The following is a 21697-nucleotide window of genomic DNA, read 5'->3' on the forward strand; positions in this document are numbered from 1 at the left end:
GTTTTTCGCGTATTTCCCTTTTCTGGCAAGAGATTTGCAATTTTCTTCTGCTCCCCGGCCTATCGGGCGAATAACTTCATGATGGAGAAAATCGATGTTGAGTCTTCGCGCAGTGAATCACTATTACGGCAACCAGCACACGCTATGGAATGTGGATCTCGACCTGCAGCCCGGCAAGTGTACCGGCGTGCTGGGACTTCCGGGGATGGGGAAAACGACGCTGGCCAATTGCATCATCGGCAATTTGCCTATCGAAAGCGGTACGATGGTCTGGCATCAGGCAGGCGCACCACCGTGCGATCTGAGTCCGATCCCGGCGGCAAATCGCATTGCGCTGGGTATTAACGCCGTTTCACAAGAGAGACGGATTTTTTCGCAGCTGACGGTCGAGGAAAATCTGCATATTGCGCGCCAGGCGGTTGAAGAAAGCGAAACGATGAACAGCAGCGATATATACCGCCTCTTCCCACAGTTGTACAGTCTGCGTCAGACCAAAGGGGGCGTCTTATCAGAGGATGATCAGCACCAGCTCGCGCTCGCCAGCGCGCTGGTGACACGCCCACGCCTGCTGATCCTCGATGAGCCTACGCGAGGCACGGGCCAGGCGTATATCCACAAGCTGGGGAACCTGATTGTGAGGCTAAGCCAGGAGTTGGGCATCGCCATTATGCTCGCAGAGCAAAGCCTGCCGTTTATTCGTCGGGTCGCTGATTGCTATTGCCTGTTACATCGCGGACGCAATGTGGCTCAGGGACAACTGGCGCAGCGCAACGACCCGTTTCTTAACGACTGGATGGCGCCAGAGGCAAAACGCTAAGGTCGAGATAGTGCCCTGTCGTTGCGCGTTCTGGCTCGTCTTCCAGCCAGGGGATCTCCCCCAGTAGCGGGGCCGGAATCGCGCGTTTCAGCGTTGCCATATATTCAGCATGGCGTTTTCCTGGCGGGGTCACATCATTGGCGACCCACCCCGCCAGCGTCAACCCAGCCTGTTGTACCGCTTGCGCAGTCAGAATGGCATGGTTGATGCAGCCAAGCTTGACGCCAACCACCAGAATCACTGGCAGTTGTTCCGTTTGTACCCAGTCAGAAAAACTCAGCGTGGGAGAAAGCGGCGTAAACCAGCCGCCAGCACCTTCCACCAGCACCCAGTCGGCCTGCATTCGCAGCGCCTGTAAACCCGCAGACATCACTGAAGCCAGAATCGGTCGCCCTTCATCAGCGCTGATGATATGCGGTGACGTGGGTTCAGCAAAGGTATAGGGATTAATTGCCGTATAGCTCACTGCCACCGCGCTGTTGCGCTGCAGGGCAAGGGCGTCGGAGTTTCGCAGACCATCTGCTGTCATTTCACTCCCAGAGGCGACGGGCTTATAGCCGACCGTTCGATAACCCAATTGCCCCGCAGCCTGCAGGAGCGCACAGCTGGCAATGGTTTTACCGACCTCAGTGTCCGTCCCGGTGACAAAATACGTTCTGGTCACGTTGAATTACTCCTAAAAAAAGTTGATACGTTAGCGGGTATTTTCCCTGCACGGAGGGCCAGGCTAACTGTAACTGCTGCAGCTGTGAACGGGTCAGTACGCGCTGTTCGCGTCCATCATGGAGATGCGTCGCACCGATCCCTTTGAGCGAGCGCATGGCGCTCAACGCGTCGTCAAACCACAGTGTCACCGTATGAAGCTGATATTCGACGTCCCAGCCATGCAACGCCTTTTCAAGTTGCTCCACGGGCAAGAAACGGTTGGTGTGCTCCCGGTCATCTACCGCTTGCCACGCCCGGCGTAATTCCGGCATCGACCCTTGCGCCAGCGTACTAAACGCCACCGCCCCGCCAGGACGCACCACCCGGTAAAGTTCGTTTAACGCACCACGGAGATCGCTGCACCACTGTACGGCCAGATTGCTCCAGGCCAGGTCGAATGTGCTGGTTGCCTGCGGAATAGCTTCAATATCCGCCAGCAGATAGTGGTGGGCGGCATTTTGCCGCTGTGCCTCTGCCAGCATTTGTTCAGAAAGATCCAGTGCGCTGACTTCGCTTCCCTGCTCACGCCAGTAGCGACTCATGCGCCCAGGGCCGCACCCCGCATCCAGTACCCGTGCATAATCCCGTTTGCCAAGCAGCGTCAGCAAGGCATCGGCGCTTTGGCACTGTAGCCCGGCATGTTGTTCATAGTGGGAAGCGGCGCGTCCAAATGCGGCAGCAATGGCCTGTTTATTGACCTGCGCCATGCAGCACCTCCAGTAAACGGTCGATATCCTGGCATTCATGCGCCTGCGTCAGCGTCAGCCGTAATCTGGCTGTGCCGACCGGTACCGTAGGAGGCCGGATGGCGGTCACCCAACAACCCTGAGCGCGTAAAGCCTCCGCCAGTTGCAGCGCTTTATGGTTATCGCCCACGATCAATGGCTGGATGGCACTGTCTGAATTTGCCAGCGTGAAATCCGGCGTATCCAGGCCAGCGCGAAAACGTTGGATCAACATAGCCAGTTTTTCCCGACGTTCATCACCCTCACGACTGCGGATCACTGCCAGCGCAGCACGCAATGCCTGCGCCTGCGCCGGGGGCATGCTGGTGCTGTAAATCAGATGACGGGCAAACTGCAGCAGATAATCAGCCACGCTATCAGAACACAGTATTGCCGCACCGCTGACGCCAAATCCCTTACCAAACGTCACCACCAGCAGTTCAGGTTTGACCTGCTGTCGGGAGCACGAGCCGCGCCCTTCCTCACCGCACACGCCGATACCGTGCGCATCATCCACCAGCAACCAGGCCGCCTGGCGTTGCGCTGCGGCATGGATATCCGCCAGCGGTGCGCTGTCGCCATCCATGCTGAACACGCCTTCGGTAACCACTAACTGCTGCCCCGGACAGGGGGCTGACAGCAGACGAGCCAGATGTTGCGGGTCATTATGGGTAAAACGGCGTAACACGGCGGGACTCAGGCTGGCCGCTTCCAGCAACGACGCATGGCTGAGGCGGTCGGCAACAATCCGATCCTCTTTTCCCATCAACGCGGCGATCACCGCCTGGTTGGCAGCAAAGCCGGAGATGAACAACAATGCTCGTGAATAACCCAGCCATTGCGCCAGTTCGTCTTCCAGCGCCTGATGCGCGATGGAATAGCCGCTAACATGGCCTGAACCCCCGCTACCGACACCAAAACGTTCAGCCCCCTGCTGCCAGGCGCAGACTATCTGCGGATGGTGACTCAATCCCAGATAATCGTTGCTGGAAAAATTCAGATACTGACGCCCCTCGGCCAACAACCAGCGCCCTGCCCCCTGCGTTACCGCATAACGGCGGCGCAGGGCATCAGCACAACGACGCGCCGTTAGCGCATCGTCAATTTTTTGCTGCCAGGTCATACGGTTGCCGCGTTGTAGTAGTCGTCTGTATCCGGGGTGCGCAACGCCTGCTCCAGACGTTGCTGCTGTTCGTTATCCCCCGCCAGCACCGCCGTTTGCTGCGGATTCAGACCGAGTTTGCGGAATAAAAGCAGATCTTTATCTTCGTTCGGGTTCGGCGTGGTCAGCAGTTTGCAGCCGTAGAAAATCGAGTTGGCCCCGGCCATAAAACACATTGCCTGGGTCTGTTCGTTCATCTGCTCGCGCCCGGCGGACAGACGCACGTACGAGGTCGGCATCATGATGCGCGCCACGGCGATGGTGCGAATAAAATCAAACGCATCGACATCGTCGTTATCCGCCAGCGGCGTGCCTTTTACTTTCACCAGCATGTTGATCGGCACGCTTTCCGGCGGCGTTGGCAGATTCGCCAACTGCAGCAATAAACCGGCACGATCGGTCACCGTTTCACCTAACCCGACGATACCGCCAGAGCAGACTTTAATCCCCGCCTCGCGCACTTTGTCCAGCGTATCAAGTCGCTCCTGGTAGGAACGGGTGGTGATGATATTGCCGTAGAACTCCGGCGAGGTGTCGAGGTTGTGGTTGTAGTAGTCCAGACCCGCACTGGCCAGACGCTGAGCCTGGGTTTCGTCCAACGTGCCCAGCGTCATACAGGCTTCCAGCCCCAGCGCTTTTACACCCTGGACCATCTGTTCCAGGTAAGGCATATCGCGCTCATGCGGATTCTTCCACGCCGCCCCCATGCAAAACCGCGTTGAACCGGCCTGTTTCGCCTTACGCGCAGAATCCAGAACCTGCTCAACCTCCATCAGACGCTCGGTTTCCAGACCAGTTTTATAGCGTGAACTTTGCGGGCAGTATTTGCAGTCTTCCGGACAGGCACCGGTTTTAATCGACAGCAGCGTACTGACCTGAACCTGTTGAGGATCGAAGTGCTGACGGTGCACTTGTTGCGCTTCAAACAGCAGATCCAGCAGGGGTTTTTCAAATAATTCGGTGACTTGCGACATTGTCCAGCGAGAAGTGTGAGCCATATTGATATACGTTTCGTTGTAAGTTTGGTGTAGACTCGTAAACCTAAATCTTTTTAATTTGGTTTACAAGTCGATTATGACAACGGACGATCTTGCTTTTGACCAACGCCATATCTGGCATCCTTACACCTCGATGACCTCCCCGTTGCCGGTATACCCGGTGGCACGCGCCGAAGGTTGCGAACTGATTTTAGCCAGCGGCGAGAGACTGATTGACGGCATGTCGTCCTGGTGGGCGGCGATCCACGGCTACAATCACCCGCAGTTGAACGCCGCGATGAAAACGCAGATTGATGCCATGTCGCATGTGATGTTTGGCGGTATTACCCATGCCCCGGCCATTACATTGTGTCGCCAGTTGGTGGACATGACACCCAAGGCGCTGGAGTGCGTTTTTCTCGCGGATTCAGGTTCGGTTGCCGTCGAAGTGGCAATGAAAATGGCACTGCAATACTGGCAGGCAAAAGGCGAAGCGCGTCAGCGTTTCCTGACGTTTCGTAACGGCTATCACGGTGACACTTTCGGCGCCATGTCGGTCTGCGATCCCGACAACTCAATGCACAGCCTGTGGAAGGGTTATCTGCCAGAAAACCTGTTTGCGCCCGCCCCGCAAAGCCGCATGGGCGGCGAGTGGGACGAACTGGATATGGTACCGTTCGCCCGCCTGATGGCCGCGCATCGTCACGAGATAGCGGCGGTGATCCTTGAGCCAATCGTACAGGGCGCTGGCGGTATGCGCATGTATCATCCCGAATGGCTGAAGCGTATTCGTAAGATGTGTGACCGTGAAGGTATCCTGTTGATTGCCGATGAAATCGCCACCGGATTTGGTCGTACAGGTAAACTGTTTGCCTGTGAACATGCGGGTATTACGCCGGATATTTTGTGCCTCGGCAAAGCGTTAACCGGCGGCACGATGACCCTTTCCGCGACCCTGACCACCCGCCTGGTCGCAGAAACCATCAGCAACGGTGATGCTGGCTGCTTTATGCACGGCCCGACCTTTATGGGTAATCCGCTGGCCTGCGCCGTCGCCTCGGCCAGCCTGTCGCTACTCAACACCGGCGAGTGGCGCTCGCAGGTCGCGGCCATTGAAGCGCAGTTGCGTGAAGAACTCGCCCCTGCGGCGGATTCCGACTATGTCGCCGACGTGCGCGTACTCGGCGCCATTGGCGTGATAGAAACCACCCAGCCGGTAAATATGGCGGCACTACAGAAGTTCTTTGTCGAACAGGGCGTGTGGGTACGACCGTTCGGCAAACTCATTTATCTGATGCCGCCGTACATTATTCAGCCCGAGCAGTTGCGCCGCCTGACGCAGGCCGTCAATGAGGCTGTGCGCCATGCAACATTTTTTAGCGATTAATCAGCGGTAAGCTCTACGGTTTCTGGCTACACTTTTTGGCTAACAAGAGGAGTCAGTATGAAACTAATCAGCAACGATCTGCGCGATGGGGAAAAGCTACCACATCGCCACGTCTTTAACGGTATGGGGTATGACGGGGATAATCTTTCGCCACATCTGGCATGGGATGATGTGCCCGCCGGGGCTAAAAGCTTTGTCGTGACCTGCTTTGATCCTGATGCGCCAACCGGCTCCGGCTGGTGGCATTGGGTGGTGGTCAATCTGCCGGCTGATACCCGCGAGCTACCGCAAGGGTATGGCTCCGGACGGGTTGCACTGCCGGATGGAGTCATTCAAACCCGAACAGATTTCGGCAAAGCGGGCTATGGCGGTGCGGCGCCACCCAAAGGCGAAACCCATCGCTATATCTTCACGGTTCACGCGCTGGATGTGGAACGAATTGATGTCGATGAAGGCGCCAGCGGCGCGATGGTCGGATTTAACGTCCATTTTCATTCGCTCGCCAGCGCCTCGATTACTGCGATGTTTAGTTAAACGCAGCGCCGGATATCGGCTTCGCCTCATCAGGCCTACAAAGCAGACCGTAGGCCTGATAAGACGCGTTAGCGTCGCCATCAGGCAATTTTCTACAGAAATTCAGGCAACAATTTTAACAACGCTCCCTGCGCTAACAATTCGGCCGCACATTCAATATCCGGGGCGAAAAAACGGTCATGCGTATAGTGCGCAACCTGCTCACGCAGCGTCTGGCGCGCCTGCTCCAGCAGCGGGCTTGAGGTTAACCCTTCACGCAGGTCGATCCCCTGACAGGCCGCCAGCCACTCCACCGCAATCACGCCACGCGTATTTGCCGCCATCTCCCACAGTCTACGACCTGCTGCAGGAGCCATTGAGACATGATCTTCCTGATTTGCCGACGTCGGTAAACTGTCCACGCTGTGCGGGTGCGCGAGGGCTTTATTCTCGCTCGCCAGCGCAGCTGCGGTCACCTGGGCAATCATAAAACCGGAGTTAACCCCGCCATTTTTCACCAGGAAAGGTGGCAGTTGCGACATGTGTTTATCCATCATCAACGCAATACGTCGCTCGGATAACGCCCCGATTTCGGCAATCGCCAGCGCCAGATTATCCGCGGCCATCGCCACGGGTTCAGCATGGAAGTTACCACCAGAAATCACATCGCCTTCTTCGGCAAACACCAGCGGGTTGTCCGAAACGGCGTTGGCTTCCACCAGCAACACCTCCATGACCTGACGCATTTGTGTCAGACAGGCTCCCATGACCTGAGGCTGACAGCGCAGAGAATAAGGGTCCTGCACTTTTTCACAGTTATGATGCGACTGTGCAAGTGCGCTGGAATCGGTCAGCACATGGCGATACAGCGTCGCGGCATCAATCTGTCCACGCTGTCCTCGTGCCGCATGAATACGGGCATCAAACGGACGACGCGAGCCTAAAACCGCTTCGGTGGTCAGCGCCCCGCACACCGTCGCGGAAGCAAACAGCTCCTGCGCCTCAATCAACCCACGTAATGCAAAGGCGGTGGAAGCCTGGGTGCCGTTGAGCAGCGCCAGCCCTTCCTTCGCTTCCAGAGTAATTGGCTCCAGTCCGGCTTTCTTCAGCGCGTCTGTCGCCGGGAGCCATTCTCCCTGCCAGCGCGCCTTGCCTTCTCCCAACAGCGTCAGGGACATATGCGCCAGCGGCGCCAGGTCGCCCGATGCCCCTACCGATCCTTTCGCCGGAATGCGCGGATATACCCCGGCGTTGACCAGCGCAATCAGCGCTTCAATGACGCTCAGGCGAATACCGGAAAAACCACGCGCCAGGCTGTTAATTTTCAGCACCATAATCAGGCGCACCATCGCATCATCTAACGCTTCGCCTACGCCTGCTGCATGAGATAATACCAGCGAACGCTGTAAATTTTGCAGATCGTCAGTCGCGATACGTGTCTGAGCCAGCAGCCCAAACCCGGTATTAATGCCATACGCCGTGCGGCCTTCCGCGACAATGCTATTGACGCAGGCGACGCTGGCATTAATTGCGTCAATCGCACTGGCATCGAGGCTCAGTTGAACCGGCTGTTGCCAGATATCGCGCAACTGCGCAAAGCTTAGGTGGCCAGGCGTTAAGGTAATCGTGTTCATATCAGCGTTTCCCCTGCGTGGCGGCAATCATCGGCAAATTCAGCCCTTCTTCGACGGCGCATTCCACAGCAATGTCATACCCGGCATCAGCATGGCGCATCACGCCTGTCGCCGGATCGTTATGCAATACCCGGGCAATACGTGCAGCTGCTTCATCAGAGCCATCACAAACAATCACCATTCCGGCATGCTGGGAGAACCCCATCCCAACGCCACCACCGTGGTGCAGTGATACCCAGGTCGCACCGCTGGCGGTATTAAGCAGCGCATTCAGCAGCGGCCAGTCGGATACGGCGTCAGACCCGTCGCGCATCGCTTCGGTTTCGCGGTTCGGGCTGGCAACAGAGCCTGAATCCAGATGGTCACGGCCGATGACGATAGGCGCAGATACTTCACCGCTGCGCACCATCTCGTTAAATGCCAGGCCCAGCTTTTGTCGCCATTCCAGACCAACCCAACAGATACGCGCCGGTAAGCCCTGGAAGTTGATCCGCTCACGAGCCATGTCCAGCCAGTGGTGCAGATGCTTATCATCGGCCACGATCTCTTTCACTTTGGCATCGGTTTTATAAATATCCTGCGGATCGCCGGAAAGCGCCACCCAGCGGAACGGACCAATGCCGCGGCAGAACAACGGACGAATATAAGCCGGCACAAAGCCAGGGAAATCAAAGGCGTTTTCCACGCCCATCTCTTTGGCCATCTGGCGAATGTTATTGCCGTAATCAAACGTCGGTACGCCCATTTTGCTAAACGCCAGCATCGCTTCGACATGCGTTGCCATTGAACGTTTCGCCGCCTGCACAGTGCCCTGCGGATCGGATACCGCTTTCGCCTGATACTCTTCCCAGCTCCAGCCGGACGGCAGATAACCGTGCAGCGGATCGTGGGCGCTGGTCTGGTCAGTGACCATATCCGGACGTACGCCGCGCTTAACCAGTTCCGGTACAATGTCAGCAGCGTTCGCGCACAGCGCAATGGACACCGCTTTACCTTCGCGGGTGTATTTGTCGATACGCGCCAGCGCATCGTCCAGCGATGTCGCCTGCTCGTCCACGTAACGGGTACGCAGGCGGAAATCAATGCGACTTTGCTGGCATTCAATATTCAGCGAGCATGCGCCCGCAAGCGTAGCAGCGAGCGGTTGCGCCCCGCCCATGCCGCCCAGCCCGGCGGTCAGAACCCAGCGTCCACTCAGGTTGCCCTGATAATGCTGACGTCCGGCCTCAACGAAGGTTTCATACGTGCCCTGTACGATGCCCTGACTGCCGATGTAGATCCAGCTCCCGGCAGTCATCTGGCCATACATCGCCAGCCCTTTGGCGTCCAATTCGTTAAAGTGTTCCCAGGTCGCCCAGTGCGGCACCAGGTTGGAGTTAGCAATCAGCACGCGTGGCGCATTGTCATGGGTTTTGAACACGCCGACCGGTTTCCCGGACTGAACCAGCAGGGTTTCATCGGATTCCAGTTCGGTCAGTGCCTTGACGATGGCGTCATAGCATTCCCAGTCACGCGCTGCACGACCAATCCCACCGTACACCACCAACTCATGCGGATTTTCCGCCACGTCAGGGTCCAGATTGTTCATTAACATGCGCAGCGGCGCTTCGGTCAGCCAGCTTTTGGCCGTTAAGGTGGTACCGCGTGGTGCACGAACATCCTGCTGACGATACTTGCTGTGAGACATGACAGAAAACTCCTCGCGAACGTCGGATAGATAAGTAACATATACTTGTCTATACAAGCTACCGCAAGGGTGATTTTAACAATTAAGATACATTTTTATTATATTGCGTCAGCAATCACGGTTTTCATATCCTGTATCAGGACATGAACCGCCCTTGCAGACGATAGCGGGAGCCTGGGAAAAGTAAGCGGGCATGAGAGACAATAGAAGACGCCGACCAAGTTTTGCGGCGGATCAACAGGCAGGGATCGTGCTCTTTGATATGCAACAGCGCACACTCTTCCGCGCTGGCGCGTACCGCTTCGACAATATGTTCTCCTTCCGTCAAAGGGGCGATGAGCGACAGATAAGCGTGCGGTGTGGTCTGGCTGTAATCCTGCAACAGATACTCCGGCACAATCTCCGCATTCACGCAGCGATCTTCAATCTGCACCGGCAGCTCGTTCTCGTAGTGCACCATGATGGAGTGAAAAATGGGGGTGCCTTCTTTGACGTTTAACACCAAAGCCTGCTGCGCGCTTGCCCGGGTTCTTTCCAGCGTCAGGACCTCACAGCGGTGCTGATGCTGGCGCGCATTAATTTCATCCGCGATGCTACGAATTTCAAACAGCGCGGACTGGCCTTTCGGTTCGGCGACAAACGTCCCCACCCCCTGCAAACGCACCAGTAAACCTTCATCCGCTAATTCACGCAGCGCCCGGTTGATGGTCATACGGCTAAAGCCATACTGCGCCACCAGCTCCGCCTCCGATGGGATACGATCGTGAGGTTGCCAGATACCGCTGGCAATCTTTTCACTGATCTCCTGTTTGACCTTTTCGTAAAAAGGCGCCGGAGCAGTTTGGGGGCGGGTTCGGTGCATTCGTGAGCCTTCCTTAAGCTGAGAATTTTAATAGGTGCAGTTTACAGATATAACCTGGACCTGATAAGCGCAATTCCCTCAGGCCTGTCAGTGCCACCAGTGTGCAATTTGCCAGCCTAAACGCGCCGCAACGCGTGCTGCCCTGCCATCGTCATCAAAACGCGGGTTAAACTCAACCATATCCACCGCCTGGAGTTTACCGCTGCGACAAAGGGGTTCAATCAGCCCCAACAACGTCGCCAGCGGGACCCCCAACGCGGCAGGCGCGGATACGGCCGGCATTTCCCAAACCGGCAGCACGTCAAGATCGATAGTCAGATAGATGACGTCCATGTTGGCAACAAATTGCGCCAGCTGCGCCTGCGCCGTATGACAGTGCAGATCTTCCACCACGGTCACCCCCAGCCGTTGCGCCTCATCCCACAGCGCCTGGGTATTCGCCGCCCGACTGACGCCCACGCAGGCGTAATGAAATTCACGCTGCTGTTGCTCACAGAGGTGCGCCAGTTGACGAAACGGCGTACCGGAAGTGGGTTGTTCGGCGTAGCGTAGGTCCAGGTGCGCATCGAGGTTAACAATCCCCACTTTTGCCTGCGGGAAGGCATCCAACACCCCTGCACCATGCGCAAATGCCGTTTCGTGTCCCCCGCCCAACACGAAGGTACGCATATCCGCCTGCAGGCAACGCTGCACCGCCGTGCGCAGCGCCTGCTGAGCACCTTCAAGGTCGGGCGCCTGGGCCACAATGTTTCCCAAATCGACCAACCGTTGATGGCCCGCGTGACTGGCTAAATTGGCCAGTGCTTTACGCAGCGCGTCCGGCGCTCCGGCGGCTCCCGTACGTCCCTGATTACGCTTAACGCCTTCATCACAGGCAAAACCAAGCAGTGCTATCTGCTCAGAGTACATTTCTGGACTAAACGTCGGGCTCAGCGTGAGAGTCTGAAACAGGCGCAGCGCAGTCGGCGACTCGGCGCGGTCATCTCGCCCCTGCCAGAGCGCAGGAGAAGCAGGTTGCCAGTTAGTCATGCTGATTGTCCTTTAAATACGCGTTGGTAGAGCGGGTTACGCCCTGGCTCATAGAGGATCTCGACCGGGAGTTCGGCATCCCACACCACAAAATCGGCCACAAACCCGGCTTTCAGTTGTCCGTGAGTGGCATGACGCCCCAGCGCCCGGGCCGCATGACGGGTTACGCCCGCCCATGCCTCTTCCGGCGTTAAGCCAAACTGTACACAGGCCATATTCATCGCCCAATGCAGGCTAATAAACGGGCTGGTGCCTGGGTTATAGTCGGTCGCCACCGCCATCGGAACCTGATACTGACGTAACAATTCGACTGGCGGACGCTGTTTCTCTTTGAGGAAATAAAAAGCGCCGGGCAATAGCACACCGACCGTACCGTTTTGGCTCATCGCCGCTACGCCCGCTTCATCCAGATATTCAATGTGATCGGCTGATAATCCGTGGTAGCGGCTAACCAGTTGTGCGCCGCCCAGTAATGACAGTTGTTCGACATGACCTTTAACCGGGATACCCAACGCCTGCGCGGCCTGAAACACGCGTTCGCTCTGCGCCAGCGTAAAGCCCACTGTTTCACAGAACAGGTCAACGGTTTCAAACAATCCCTGTTCCCACAACTGCGGCAAAATCGTCTCGCACACTAGCGTAATGTAGCTATCGGGATCATCGCGATACTGCGCCGGTGTGGCATGTGCAGCTAACAGCGTTGGGCTTATTTCGACGGTATTTTCTGCCGCCAGCGCAGCCACGACGCGCAAAATTTTCTCTTCTGTCGTCAAATCCAGGCCGTAGCCCGATTTGATTTCCAGCAACGTAACGCCTTCTTTTATTAGCCGCTCCATTCGCTGATGCGCTATATGAAGAAGTTGTTCATCCGTGGCACTACGGGTCGCCGACACGGTGGCATTAATACCGCCTCCCTGAGCACTGATCTGTTGGTAGGAAACGCCGTTTAGCCGCTGTTCCCATTCACCTGCACGATTCCCTCCAAACACCAGGTGTGTATGGCAGTCAATCAGACCCGGCGTAATCAATCGTCCTTGCATATCAAGGGTATTATCGTGTGTAAGGTATAACGACGACTCAGGCACAATGTCCCGAATCTTACCCTGACGGACGATCAGCGCATGGCCATCCACCAGCCCATACGGAGTATCACGTTCAGGATCCATGGTCGCCAGGCGGACATTACGCCAGATAGCATCATCAGGAAAAAATTGCTGCATTCGACTCACCACTTGTCATAGGTTGTATAGACATTTATTTTTCATCCTGTGGATGTTGTCAACCTGAAGGACCAAAATTGTTATCTAATTGTGATATAAGGACTCTCTACACCCGACATTGCTGCTATAAAAAACAACTTTTTACCTTTTCGCCTTCCCGTTTCGCTCAACTTAGTATAAAAAAGCAGGCTTCAATGGATAACTTTCAAAGCCCGGAGCAACCTGTGAACATTTCATCAGTTTCCCGTCTGGCGCTGGCAATGGCTTTTGGCGTGACGCTGACAGCCTGTAGCTCTACACCGCCCGATCAAATTCCGTCCGATCAGACCGCGCCTGGAACGTCTATGCGTCCGATTCTGTCGGCAAATGAAGCGAAAAATTTTGTCGCTGCGCACTATTTTTCCGCGCTGACGCCAAACACTGCGCCATGGAGTCCTTCCGCTATTTCCCTGCCCGCCCAGCCTGACTTTGTCGTCGGCCCGGCAGGAACTCAAGGCGTTACCCATACCAGTATTCAGGCAGCAGTTGATGCGGCAATCATTAAACGCACCAATAAACGTCAGTACATCGCGATCATGCCTGGCGAGTATCAGGGCACGGTCTATATCCCGGCGGCGACAGGAAGCCTGACGCTCTACGGTACTGGCGAAAAACCGCTGGATGTGAAAATTGGCCAGGCTATTGATGGCGAAATGAGCACCGCAGACTGGCGTCGTACGGTGAACCCTGGCGGTAAATATATGCCGGGTAAACCTGCGTGGTATATGTATGATAATTGCCAGAATAAACGCGGCACAAACATCGGCGTGATGTGTTCTGCGGTTGTCTGGTCACAAAACAATGGTCTGCAGTTGCAGAACCTGACCATCGAAAACAACCTCGGTGACAGCGTGGATGCGGGTAACCACCCGGCCGTCGCACTGCGTACCGATGGCGATAAAGTGCAGATCGACAAGGTGAACATTCTGGGACGTCAGAACACCTTCTTCGTGACCAACAGCGGCGTACAAAACCGTCTGGAAAACGATCGTCAGCCGCGTACGCTGGTGACGAACAGCTACATTGAAGGTGATGTGGATATGGTTTCTGGTCGTGGCGCGGTGGTATTCGATAACACCGATTTCCGCGTAGTAAACTCCCGCACCCAGCAGGAAGCCTACGTTTTTGCACCGGCAACCCTGTCGAACATTTACTACGGTTTCCTCGCCACCAATAGCCGCTTTACCGCAGCAGGCGATGGCGTCGCGCAGTTGGGCCGCTCGCTGGATGTCGATTCCAACACCAATGGTCAGGTGGTTATTCGCGACAGCGTGATCAACGAAGGCTTTAACATGGCAAAACCCTGGGCTGACAGCGTTATCTCAAAACGTCCGTTTGCCGGGAACACCGGTGCGGAAGATGACAAAGGTGAAATTCAGCGCAACCTGAACGACACCAACTTCAACCGCATGTGGGAATACAACAACCGCGGTGTAGGTAGCAAAGTGGTTGCAGAGCCGAAGCAGTAATTGCGCAAAGGGATGGCTGACCGCCATCCCTGAATAGGTCACTCTTTTTATTGTACCAGTACACTCTGGCGGCTGAGAATACGACTGAGTTCTCTTTTGCTGAAAAACTCTTTTGGAGCCTTGCCAGCAGGTGTCCCATTTGAAGGCTGTGCCGCGACAGTTTCATTATCATCACTCTCTGATGACTTCGAAACATGAGATGAGTCGTCAGCCACTTTCAGTATTGAAGCATTTTCATCAAGTGCAGAAGCAGGTTGCTCATCCTTTTTCCTTAGCTCTTCTACGATCATGTGCTCTTCTGCTGCATCCTTTTGCACCTTAGCAAGTAATTCCTCAAAATCCAACATACCACGATTTCGATCAGATACCGCAACGCTAGCTCTGTATTCAGCAATCCGAGCTTCAATCTTAGCTTCCACGTTCAGTTTCTTCTCAAATTCCCGGAACTGTTCCACAAGATTGAAGAGCTCTTCAGAACATTTATTTTCTCTTACTATGAGTTCTACTCTCATATCCTTTTTCAAATCAGCAAGTAGCTTATCAAGAGAAATCATACCACCACCCTCATCAGCCTCATCAGCCTCATCAGCCTCATATAGGCTAGCTTTATATCTAGCAATCTCAGCTTCCTCGTTCAGTTTAGTCTCAACTTTCTGGTACAGTTCTACAAGTTTGAAAAGATATTTAGAACGTTTTTCCAATTCTGGAGGAAGCCTGTTAATTTTACGTTTATCGTTTTCAGTAAAAAACGCATTAATAATTTCTTCGATATATTCAGAAGACTTTAGATATTCTGCAGTCTTAGCAGCAAGATTTTTTCCGTCAATTTTTTTGTCAAATTCATTTGTGTCAATTTTATTTAACATTTCGGCTGCGGCCTGGAAAAGACAGTCCCCATCGCCTGCAACTATTGTTTGGCGCGTGCGTGATTCATAGCCATTATAATGATTATTTTCCAAAATAATATTTACAACACCATTATATGAATCCCTCTTTGGCATATATAAATTTCTATCCTTACGCACGGGTTTAACATAAGAAGTCGACATCGAATCTGTTTCTAGAATATTAAGTTTAATACCTAGTGAATCTAAATAAAAACCAAGTGCATATGGCGCGATTTCACCATCAATGCTTTGCCAATATTTGTTAAAATCTAATCGCGCTATGATTTTATTCCCTAATTCCGTTAGATATTTATTCCCTAATGCTATATCCTGAGACTGGTTTACATTATCCGTTGATATCACGGAAGCATCATAATGAGCGGATGAATCTTTACGAATTTTTTCCTGGCCGCTTATTGTTGCCTTTAATTCTTTAGCTTTATTATATTTTTCACCAAAATATTGATCAAATCTCTTCTTGAAATCATGATTATCTGTTGACATTTTAAAGTCACAAAAACTGTTATCACTAAGCTTATCAGGACTATATTTTTCATCCTGGAAAACCATTATAGGACCGCGATTCTTGAATTTAAATTTTTCACTCATTAATTTAAGAAACTGTTCTTTATCCAGCCCATTTTTTTTAAGCATTGTGGCATTATACGTTATCTTTTCCAATCCAAAACTCACCTCATCAATATCATTATCACTAATAACTCGCTGAGCAATACAATTTGAAGGGACTTCAACTTCGAGTAACATTCTTGATTTATCAATTGATGCTTCCATTTTATCCTCCCACATAAATTTGTTTGATTTATCAACATGAGCAGGATAATCAAATTTATTTTCCCTCTTATTATTATCTGCGGAGAATTCATAATGAATCCTTACAAACAATTCATTTAACGGCACATCAATTCCATTTTTAAATTTTATAGCCGTTATTCCTTTTGAATCTATACCATCAAGACTAGAAGATAGTAGCGTTCTTATTTTTAAGGTTGATTCATCCTTCAATAGATACTGTACTCCTTGGTCAATGTTTTTCGCAACGTATAAAAACTCCTCCATAAAACCAAGGAAAGCGTCCGTTCCACTCTTCAATTCAAGATAATTTTCCGCAAGAATGTCTCTAATTTCTCTTTCATGCAATTCACACAATTTAGATATATCTAAAGAAAGATTCGGGTATATTAATTTTTTATATTTTTCAAATATATCAGGAAATCTACTTATAATTATAGCTAATCTTGGATCTAGCCCCTTTATCTCACTATTGACAATAGGAATCCGATTACCAGAACTGATAATATTCTCATGAGCACCAGGAACTTTATTATTTTCTGTCATTTGTGGCTGAAAGTAGCCCTCAATTTTTATACTGGATCGATCGATTATCTCTTGTTGTGATAATAGTTCAACTTGTTTTCGAAGATCATGAAGTTCAGATGGTGTCATGGTTCTGAAATAATCAAATCTATTTTCAGCTATTATATCATTAATATAGTTGGTAAAACCAGCATGTGTAAAATGTGTTTCTTTTGCATTTTCTACTTGTTTAAAATAATCATAATTTGTAGAAGCGCCCAACTTTCTTTCATATCTTTTATAAGTACAACCTGGAATAGTATAAATTTTACCATTCACTCCAGGTATTTTAAGATCCCCCGCCCCTGATATTGGTTTATATTCTGTCGCATCTTCATTACACTTAAATTCTGAATCGTAAAAATATTTAACCTGTACAAGCAAGTCCTTCTGCTTCTCCAATACCGTGACAGTCATGCTGTTTTTAGTAAGCTCGACACTTTCAAATGGGATATTCAATTTTTTATAAATTGACTTTTGCTCTTTAACCTCTTCATGTAATTGTTTTTTCTCTGCCCTATCAGAGGTTTTCTTCGCCATTTCCTCAAGAGCTTTTACATTTTTTAATGTGTATACTTCATCATTAAAAGTAATCTTAAATTCAAGGGAATTATCATCCCCGGAAGCCGTTGCGCCAGTCGATGTCATGGATTTATTATCAGTATTTAAATCCTCTACAGACTCACTGGGCTGATGCGCTGTAGTTTCAGTTGTCAACGGTTCATCGGGGTGCGAGTCTTCCGCTGTGGGGACATCATCACCTGCTTTAGATAGTGAAGTATTGCCAGCCAGTAGCTCGTCAATCCCATCATCAATATTTTCTCTGACTACTTCCTCATCCGACAAATCATAAGTTAGCTTAACATCGCCAGAATTAGCATCTCCGGAAGCAGTTGCGCCAGATTCGACAGTTTCCAATGGCAAATTTTTATATTCTTTCACAAGATGGAAAAGAGCTTTCGTACGCTTTCCATTTGTAGTGTCACTTTCGTCATCAGAGTTAAAAAATGCGGCAATAAACTTATCAAAATTATTATTAAAATGTTCTTTTGTCAGTTGATTAAGATAAACACCATCCACGATATCATTAATACCTTCCATTTTAATATTATTAATTTTTAACATATTAGCAACGGAATGAAAAAGACAGTTGCCATCTCCTTTAGATGGATATGTTATTGCTTCTTTTGGATCAAAGCCAGAATAATGCCCACGATCAAGAATAATGGAAACGGAGTTATCAGTTTTAGGCGGTTTTTTTATATTCAACCCTCTACCCGCAGCTATGAGTTCGATAGGTACACGTGATTCTTTATCAGCCTCCAAAATATTGAGCTGAACATTACGCTCTGCTAAATAAGAATAAAGTGCCAAGACAGCTATTTCACCATCAATTTGAGAATTGTATTTTTTAAAATCAATCTCGTTGATAATTTCCTTTCTCAGGGTATCTTTATTTTTAGGATTTACATTGTCTTTAACCTGTAGAGATTTTTCTACATTATCTGAATCTGCCAAAGGTTCATTTTTATTGATACTTACATCAGATAATTTTTTATTTCGCAAAGTATTTCTAGATACAGGATCATGGGTGGCGTTATATTTTTGGTACCATGCCCATGTACTAAACTCTGAGAAACTGTCACGCGTTTTTTCCAGTGAACGAAATACTTTCTTATCGAATTTTATGCCATCAGGTATATCGGGTATGCATAAGCAGTTTGGATTTGAAATTTGGTTTGAAATATGTTCAATATCCCCAGGCGAGAAAATATAATTTTCATTACTTATTTTTTTTATTGCAGAAATTAAATACTTTAACTGGCTATTTCTGGTGATGGCCATATGGTGATATTTCCTCACCAGTTCCTTGTCGACAGGCTCGCTTAAATAGTCAGCATACTTTCCCCATGCAATGTCAGATTCCTGTAGCAAGAAATCTACTTTATCTTTAAGTGATAAGAATCCATAATATGTTTCAACAACAGACTCAATATGATTGTCCAACCAGGCAATTTGCTGTCTGAGGCATTCCCGCTCATGCTTGTTTTCGTTCCCACGCAGTCCAAGAACCTTTTCATCTCTCAATGCTCTGAGAGTATCTATACTCTTTTCTGAATATTTACTCTGAACATTGTTACGGGATAGGCTTGTCGCAACCATATGCTCCATGCTACCCGGTTCAAGTTCGGTGATTTTTTTCAGCTCCATTTTAAACGAGGAAATTTCTTTACGATAAGCCTTATTTTTCAAGAGATTCAACTGATTAGAAAGTTTATCAATCTCTTTTCCGTACGCCAAAGTTTTGACATCTTTATCCAGGATACTATTCTGCTCAAGATGATTAAGTAGTTCCTTTTCATTTTTTTTCAGTTCACGCCTGATTTTTTTGGGGTTTAGTAATGCCAACTCCTCCAGATTGGAAATAGCACTCTTGATATTTTCCGCTCTCGCTCTCGGTGAGACCTCATTAATACCTTGTATTCCGCTAAAATCATTACTATTCACCATGGAACGCAAAGCTATTTGATAGCCAGAGTTAGCGTAAACAGTATTAATGTACTGATTGAATCTCTTACTGGTATAAATCGTCGGAAAATATTTCTTCGCATCAGCATCCGATATTCTGTTTGCATGCCCTGATTTAATAACGTTTTCAATCACCGCGCAGCGTAGCGTATCGTTATCGCTCCATTTTTCCGCACTGGTTGGCCGGTCCCAGTCCGCGGACAGTGCCTTAATTCCTTGCGCGTAGATTTTCTTAGCTTCAGATACCCCCTTAGCCTGCTCATGTCTGTAACGATGGCTTAGTCCCAGTGCTTCCCTGCTCTTTCCATTTGAATCAGTACACATTGCGTCAATGTTTTTACGCAGATGATAAAGCTTATCTTTACCATAGGAATCCATAGCCTCAGCATAGAGCTTTGTTAAAGCAACACGCTCAGGAACCGCAGTCCCAAACTCATGAATCAGTGAATCAACATATTCACTCACTTTAATTTCGTGCAAGTCCGGTAACTTATTATACAGACGTGCAGGATAAAAACAGTCTAACGTTTCGGTTGTTTTGCATAAATGATTCAAATTCAGTCGGTTTTCTTCATTAAGAACAGCAACGCCCTCACCTTTGCGGAAAAATAGTATTAACTTAGCGGCATTATTCGGCTTATCAAAAGTACTTGTTTCAGGCTTCTGCCAGGCAATGAAATTATCCCATGGAATAATCTTATCACCGCATTGAATACCTTCAGTGCTGATTAGTTTATTTCCTGCAGAATTATTTTTACTATCAGCAATGAGAGCCATTCTTTCTTTTATGTCAAGGGTTCTGACAAATGTCTCATCATTTTCCATTTTGGCCAGTGAATACTTAACCAATGGATCACCCACATGCCTCGCTGGCACGTTTATTTTAAGGCTCGTTGACGTCCCACCGTTACCTGAATCAAGGGTATAGACCCCCATTTGAGTGATCTGCGGTATGCCACCCGGCCCCTGAGGTACCCTGATGCTCTTAGAAGGCTCAATGTTGGGTTGACCTTTAGGCAAACGACTAATAGAAGAAATTCGGGAAAGTGCTTCTGATTTTTGCTCTGTTTTATTTTTAACTGATTGAAGATTTTTACTAAGATCTCCGGTACTGCGGCTGCGTTGAGTCTCCGAAGAATGGTTCTGTACCCCAGCGGTAGAACCCGATGAACCAGATATGTTCATTTTACTCATTTTTTCACTCCCAATATGCCTACCACTATAAATTAGTAGATATTCTAATTACGCTTACACGCCTTATTAATTCAGAGGACATATTTCCGTAATCTTAAAATTACGTCAATTATTCAGATAATATATATATAATGAAAATTTAATTTTAAGTTGCATCACAATTATTTATATATTTTCATTTCAATTATCTCATTGAAATTTAATACACGATACCCCACATTTAAAAAAATAGACTTTTAGGAAAATATTTAGTGCGGGTGAGAGATGAAATGAAGAAACGACCTCAGCCCTCAGTCAATATGGGTAGTCTGAGTTATCACAAACGAAAATGAAATAGGCAGGTACAGCAAAAACAGGAATCACGTTCAGATAATGACGCCCGCAAGCGGGCGTCGCAGTGATTAGTACGCGTTAACCACCACCCACATTGGGCCCTGGCCTACCGCATAGCGTCCTTTCTCTGCCAGCAATCCCTGTTCACCCGCAATTTCATACACCGCAATATGGTGGGACTTCTGCCCTGCGGCAATCAGGTATTTCCCGCTGTGGTCGATATTAAAACCGCGCGGCTGTGTTTCAGTAGGCTGGAAGCCTTCTTTCGTCAGCACACTTCCGTCTTCTGATACGCTGAATACCGTAATCAGGCTGGCGGTACGGTCACAGGCATACAGATGACGACCATCTGGCGTAATATGGATATCTGCCGCCCAGCGTGTATCAGAGAAATCAGCAGGCATCATATCCAGCGTCTGTACACACTCAATTTTGCCGTACGGATCTTTCAGTTCCCAAACATCGACTGAACTGTTCAACTCATTCACGCAGTAGGTATATTGCTGATTCGGATGGAACACCATATGACGCGGACCCGCACCTTCAACGGTAGTCACTTCCGCGGGTTTCTGTGCAACCAAATGGCCATCATCACTGACGGTGAACAGGCAGATACGATCCTGTTTCAACGCCGGAACCCACAGGGTCCGGTTATCCGGAGAGATGTTGGCCGAGTGGCAGCCATCCAGACCGTCAACCACGTCAACCAGTTCCACCGGCAGGCCATCTTCCAGACGCGTGACGCTCACACTACCCGCGTTATAAGAGCCGACAAACACAAAACGCCCTTGATGATCGGTCGAAATATGCGTCGGGCTCCCCGGCAGGGCAGATTCCGCAGCGAATGTCAGTGCACCGTCATCAGGCGCAATACGGTATGCCAGCACCCGAAACTCCGGGCGCACACCGACATAGAGGTAGCGTTTATCCGGGCTGACAACCATCGGCTGTACCTGACCCGGTACATCAACCACCTGCGTCAGCGTCAGTGAACCATCGTGATTCAGGCCCCAGATGTGAATTTGCTGACTTTCAGGGCTGGCGGTATAAACGGTTTGCTTCATGAAAACTCCTTTGCTTTTGGCAGGTGGCTGCAATGGCCTGACACACGCCTAAGGTAGACGCTTTTATCGGTGAATGCTTAATTAAGGCTC

At 50.3% G+C, this 21697-nt stretch carries 15 protein-coding genes; 4 read left to right on the plus strand and 11 right to left on the minus strand.

The window, feature by feature from the left end; all coding sequences use genetic code 11:
• The first annotated feature begins 94 nt into the window (after positions 1–94).
• A complete protein-coding gene (locus FDX19_RS21700; RefSeq protein ID WP_137384345.1) occupies positions 95–817 on the plus strand; it encodes an ABC transporter ATP-binding protein in 723 nt (240 codons plus the stop codon).
• On the opposite strand, the gene bioD is transcribed toward FDX19_RS21700, so the two are convergent.
• The 4 genes from bioD to bioB are packed head-to-tail and all read right to left on the minus strand — an operon-like array spanning position 783 to position 4407.
• Positions 783–1481 carry a dethiobiotin synthase gene (gene bioD, locus FDX19_RS21705; RefSeq protein WP_137384346.1) on the minus strand — a complete coding sequence of 233 codons (699 nt, stop codon included), beginning with the start codon at positions 1479–1481 and terminating at the stop codon, positions 783–785. The two genes, FDX19_RS21700 and bioD, sit on opposite strands and share 35 nt — an antisense overlap.
• The gene (gene bioC, locus FDX19_RS21710) at positions 1444–2229 is read right to left on the minus strand and encodes a malonyl-ACP O-methyltransferase BioC (protein WP_137384347.1); all 786 of its coding nucleotides are present in this window, start codon (positions 2227–2229) and stop codon (positions 1444–1446) included. Before bioC ends, bioD begins: the two co-directional genes overlap by 38 nt.
• Positions 2213–3370, minus strand: a complete 1158-nt coding sequence (gene bioF / locus FDX19_RS21715) for an 8-amino-7-oxononanoate synthase (RefSeq protein WP_137384348.1) — start codon at positions 3368–3370, stop codon at positions 2213–2215. Before bioF ends, bioC begins: the two co-directional genes overlap by 17 nt.
• On the minus strand, positions 3367–4407 hold the full coding sequence (bioB, locus tag FDX19_RS21720; RefSeq protein WP_137384349.1) for a biotin synthase BioB: 1041 nt from the start codon (positions 4405–4407) through the stop codon (positions 3367–3369). Before bioB ends, bioF begins: the two co-directional genes overlap by 4 nt.
• Positions 4408–4483: 76 nt before the next feature.
• On the opposite strand from bioB, the gene bioA reads away from it, so the two are divergent.
• Positions 4484–5773: an adenosylmethionine--8-amino-7-oxononanoate transaminase gene (bioA, locus tag FDX19_RS21725; protein ID WP_137384350.1), complete on the plus strand. Its 1290-nt coding sequence runs from the start codon at positions 4484–4486 to the stop codon at positions 5771–5773.
• 57 nt (positions 5774–5830) lie between these two features.
• On the plus strand, positions 5831–6307 hold the full coding sequence (locus FDX19_RS21730) for a kinase inhibitor (RefSeq protein WP_137384351.1): 477 nt from the start codon (positions 5831–5833) through the stop codon (positions 6305–6307).
• 92 nt (positions 6308–6399) lie between these two features.
• Here the strand turns inward: FDX19_RS21730 and hutH are convergent, their stop codons facing one another.
• From hutH to hutI, 5 genes are all read right to left on the minus strand, one after another.
• Positions 6400–7920, minus strand: a complete 1521-nt coding sequence (gene hutH, locus FDX19_RS21735) for a histidine ammonia-lyase (RefSeq protein WP_137384352.1) — start codon at positions 7918–7920, stop codon at positions 6400–6402.
• Position 7921: 1 nt separating this feature from the next.
• Positions 7922–9607, minus strand: a complete 1686-nt coding sequence (gene hutU / locus FDX19_RS21740) for a urocanate hydratase (RefSeq protein ID WP_137384353.1) — start codon at positions 9605–9607, stop codon at positions 7922–7924.
• Positions 9608–9743: 136 nt separating this feature from the next.
• Positions 9744–10469: a histidine utilization repressor gene (locus FDX19_RS21745; protein WP_137384354.1), complete on the minus strand. Its 726-nt coding sequence runs from the start codon at positions 10467–10469 to the stop codon at positions 9744–9746.
• Positions 10470–10556: 87 nt separating this feature from the next.
• The gene (gene hutG / locus FDX19_RS21750; RefSeq protein WP_137384355.1) at positions 10557–11498 is read right to left on the minus strand and encodes a formimidoylglutamase; all 942 of its coding nucleotides are present in this window, start codon (positions 11496–11498) and stop codon (positions 10557–10559) included.
• Positions 11495–12718: an imidazolonepropionase gene (gene hutI / locus FDX19_RS21755; protein WP_137384356.1), complete on the minus strand. Its 1224-nt coding sequence runs from the start codon at positions 12716–12718 to the stop codon at positions 11495–11497. Before hutI ends, hutG begins: the two co-directional genes overlap by 4 nt.
• Before the next feature lie 224 nt (positions 12719–12942).
• On the opposite strand from hutI, the gene FDX19_RS21760 reads away from it, so the two are divergent.
• A complete protein-coding gene (locus FDX19_RS21760; RefSeq protein ID WP_137384357.1) occupies positions 12943–14226 on the plus strand; it encodes a putative acyl-CoA thioester hydrolase in 1284 nt (427 codons plus the stop codon).
• A gap of 47 nt (positions 14227–14273) precedes the next feature.
• Here the strand turns inward: FDX19_RS21760 and FDX19_RS21765 are convergent, their stop codons facing one another.
• Entirely contained in the window at positions 14274–20210 is a 5937-nt protein-coding gene (locus FDX19_RS21765; protein ID WP_137384358.1) for a hypothetical protein, read from the minus strand.
• Positions 20211–20611: 401 nt separating this feature from the next.
• On the minus strand, positions 20612–21607 hold the full coding sequence (gene pgl, locus FDX19_RS21770) for a 6-phosphogluconolactonase (protein ID WP_137384359.1): 996 nt from the start codon (positions 21605–21607) through the stop codon (positions 20612–20614).
• Between the last annotated feature and the right edge of the window lie 90 nt (positions 21608–21697).

Source organism: Citrobacter sp. wls619 (genome assembly GCF_005281345.1).
In the GTDB taxonomy this organism is placed as follows: Bacteria; Pseudomonadota; Gammaproteobacteria; order Enterobacterales; family Enterobacteriaceae; genus Citrobacter.

Coding starts and splice junctions, on each gene's coding strand:
- FDX19_RS21700 (WP_137384345.1), top strand. CDS start 95: ATGTTGAGTCTTCGCGCAGTGAATCACTATTACGGCAACCAGCACACG.
- bioC (WP_137384347.1), bottom strand. CDS start 2,229: ATGGCGCAGGTCAATAAACAGGCCATTGCTGCCGCATTTGGACGCGCC.
- bioF (WP_137384348.1), bottom strand. CDS start 3,370: ATGACCTGGCAGCAAAAAATTGACGATGCGCTAACGGCGCGTCGTTGT.
- bioB (WP_137384349.1), bottom strand. CDS start 4,407: ATGGCTCACACTTCTCGCTGGACAATGTCGCAAGTCACCGAATTATTT.
- bioA (WP_137384350.1), top strand. CDS start 4,484: ATGACAACGGACGATCTTGCTTTTGACCAACGCCATATCTGGCATCCT.
- FDX19_RS21730 (WP_137384351.1), top strand. CDS start 5,831: ATGAAACTAATCAGCAACGATCTGCGCGATGGGGAAAAGCTACCACAT.
- hutH (WP_137384352.1), bottom strand. CDS start 7,920: ATGAACACGATTACCTTAACGCCTGGCCACCTAAGCTTTGCGCAGTTG.
- hutU (WP_137384353.1), bottom strand. CDS start 9,607: ATGTCTCACAGCAAGTATCGTCAGCAGGATGTTCGTGCACCACGCGGT.
- FDX19_RS21745 (WP_137384354.1), bottom strand. CDS start 10,469: ATGCACCGAACCCGCCCCCAAACTGCTCCGGCGCCTTTTTACGAAAAG.
- hutG (WP_137384355.1), bottom strand. CDS start 11,498: ATGACTAACTGGCAACCTGCTTCTCCTGCGCTCTGGCAGGGGCGAGAT.
- hutI (WP_137384356.1), bottom strand. CDS start 12,718: ATGCAGCAATTTTTTCCTGATGATGCTATCTGGCGTAATGTCCGCCTG.
- FDX19_RS21765 (WP_137384358.1), bottom strand. CDS start 20,210: ATGAGTAAAATGAACATATCTGGTTCATCGGGTTCTACCGCTGGGGTA.
- pgl (WP_137384359.1), bottom strand. CDS start 21,607: ATGAAGCAAACCGTTTATACCGCCAGCCCTGAAAGTCAGCAAATTCAC.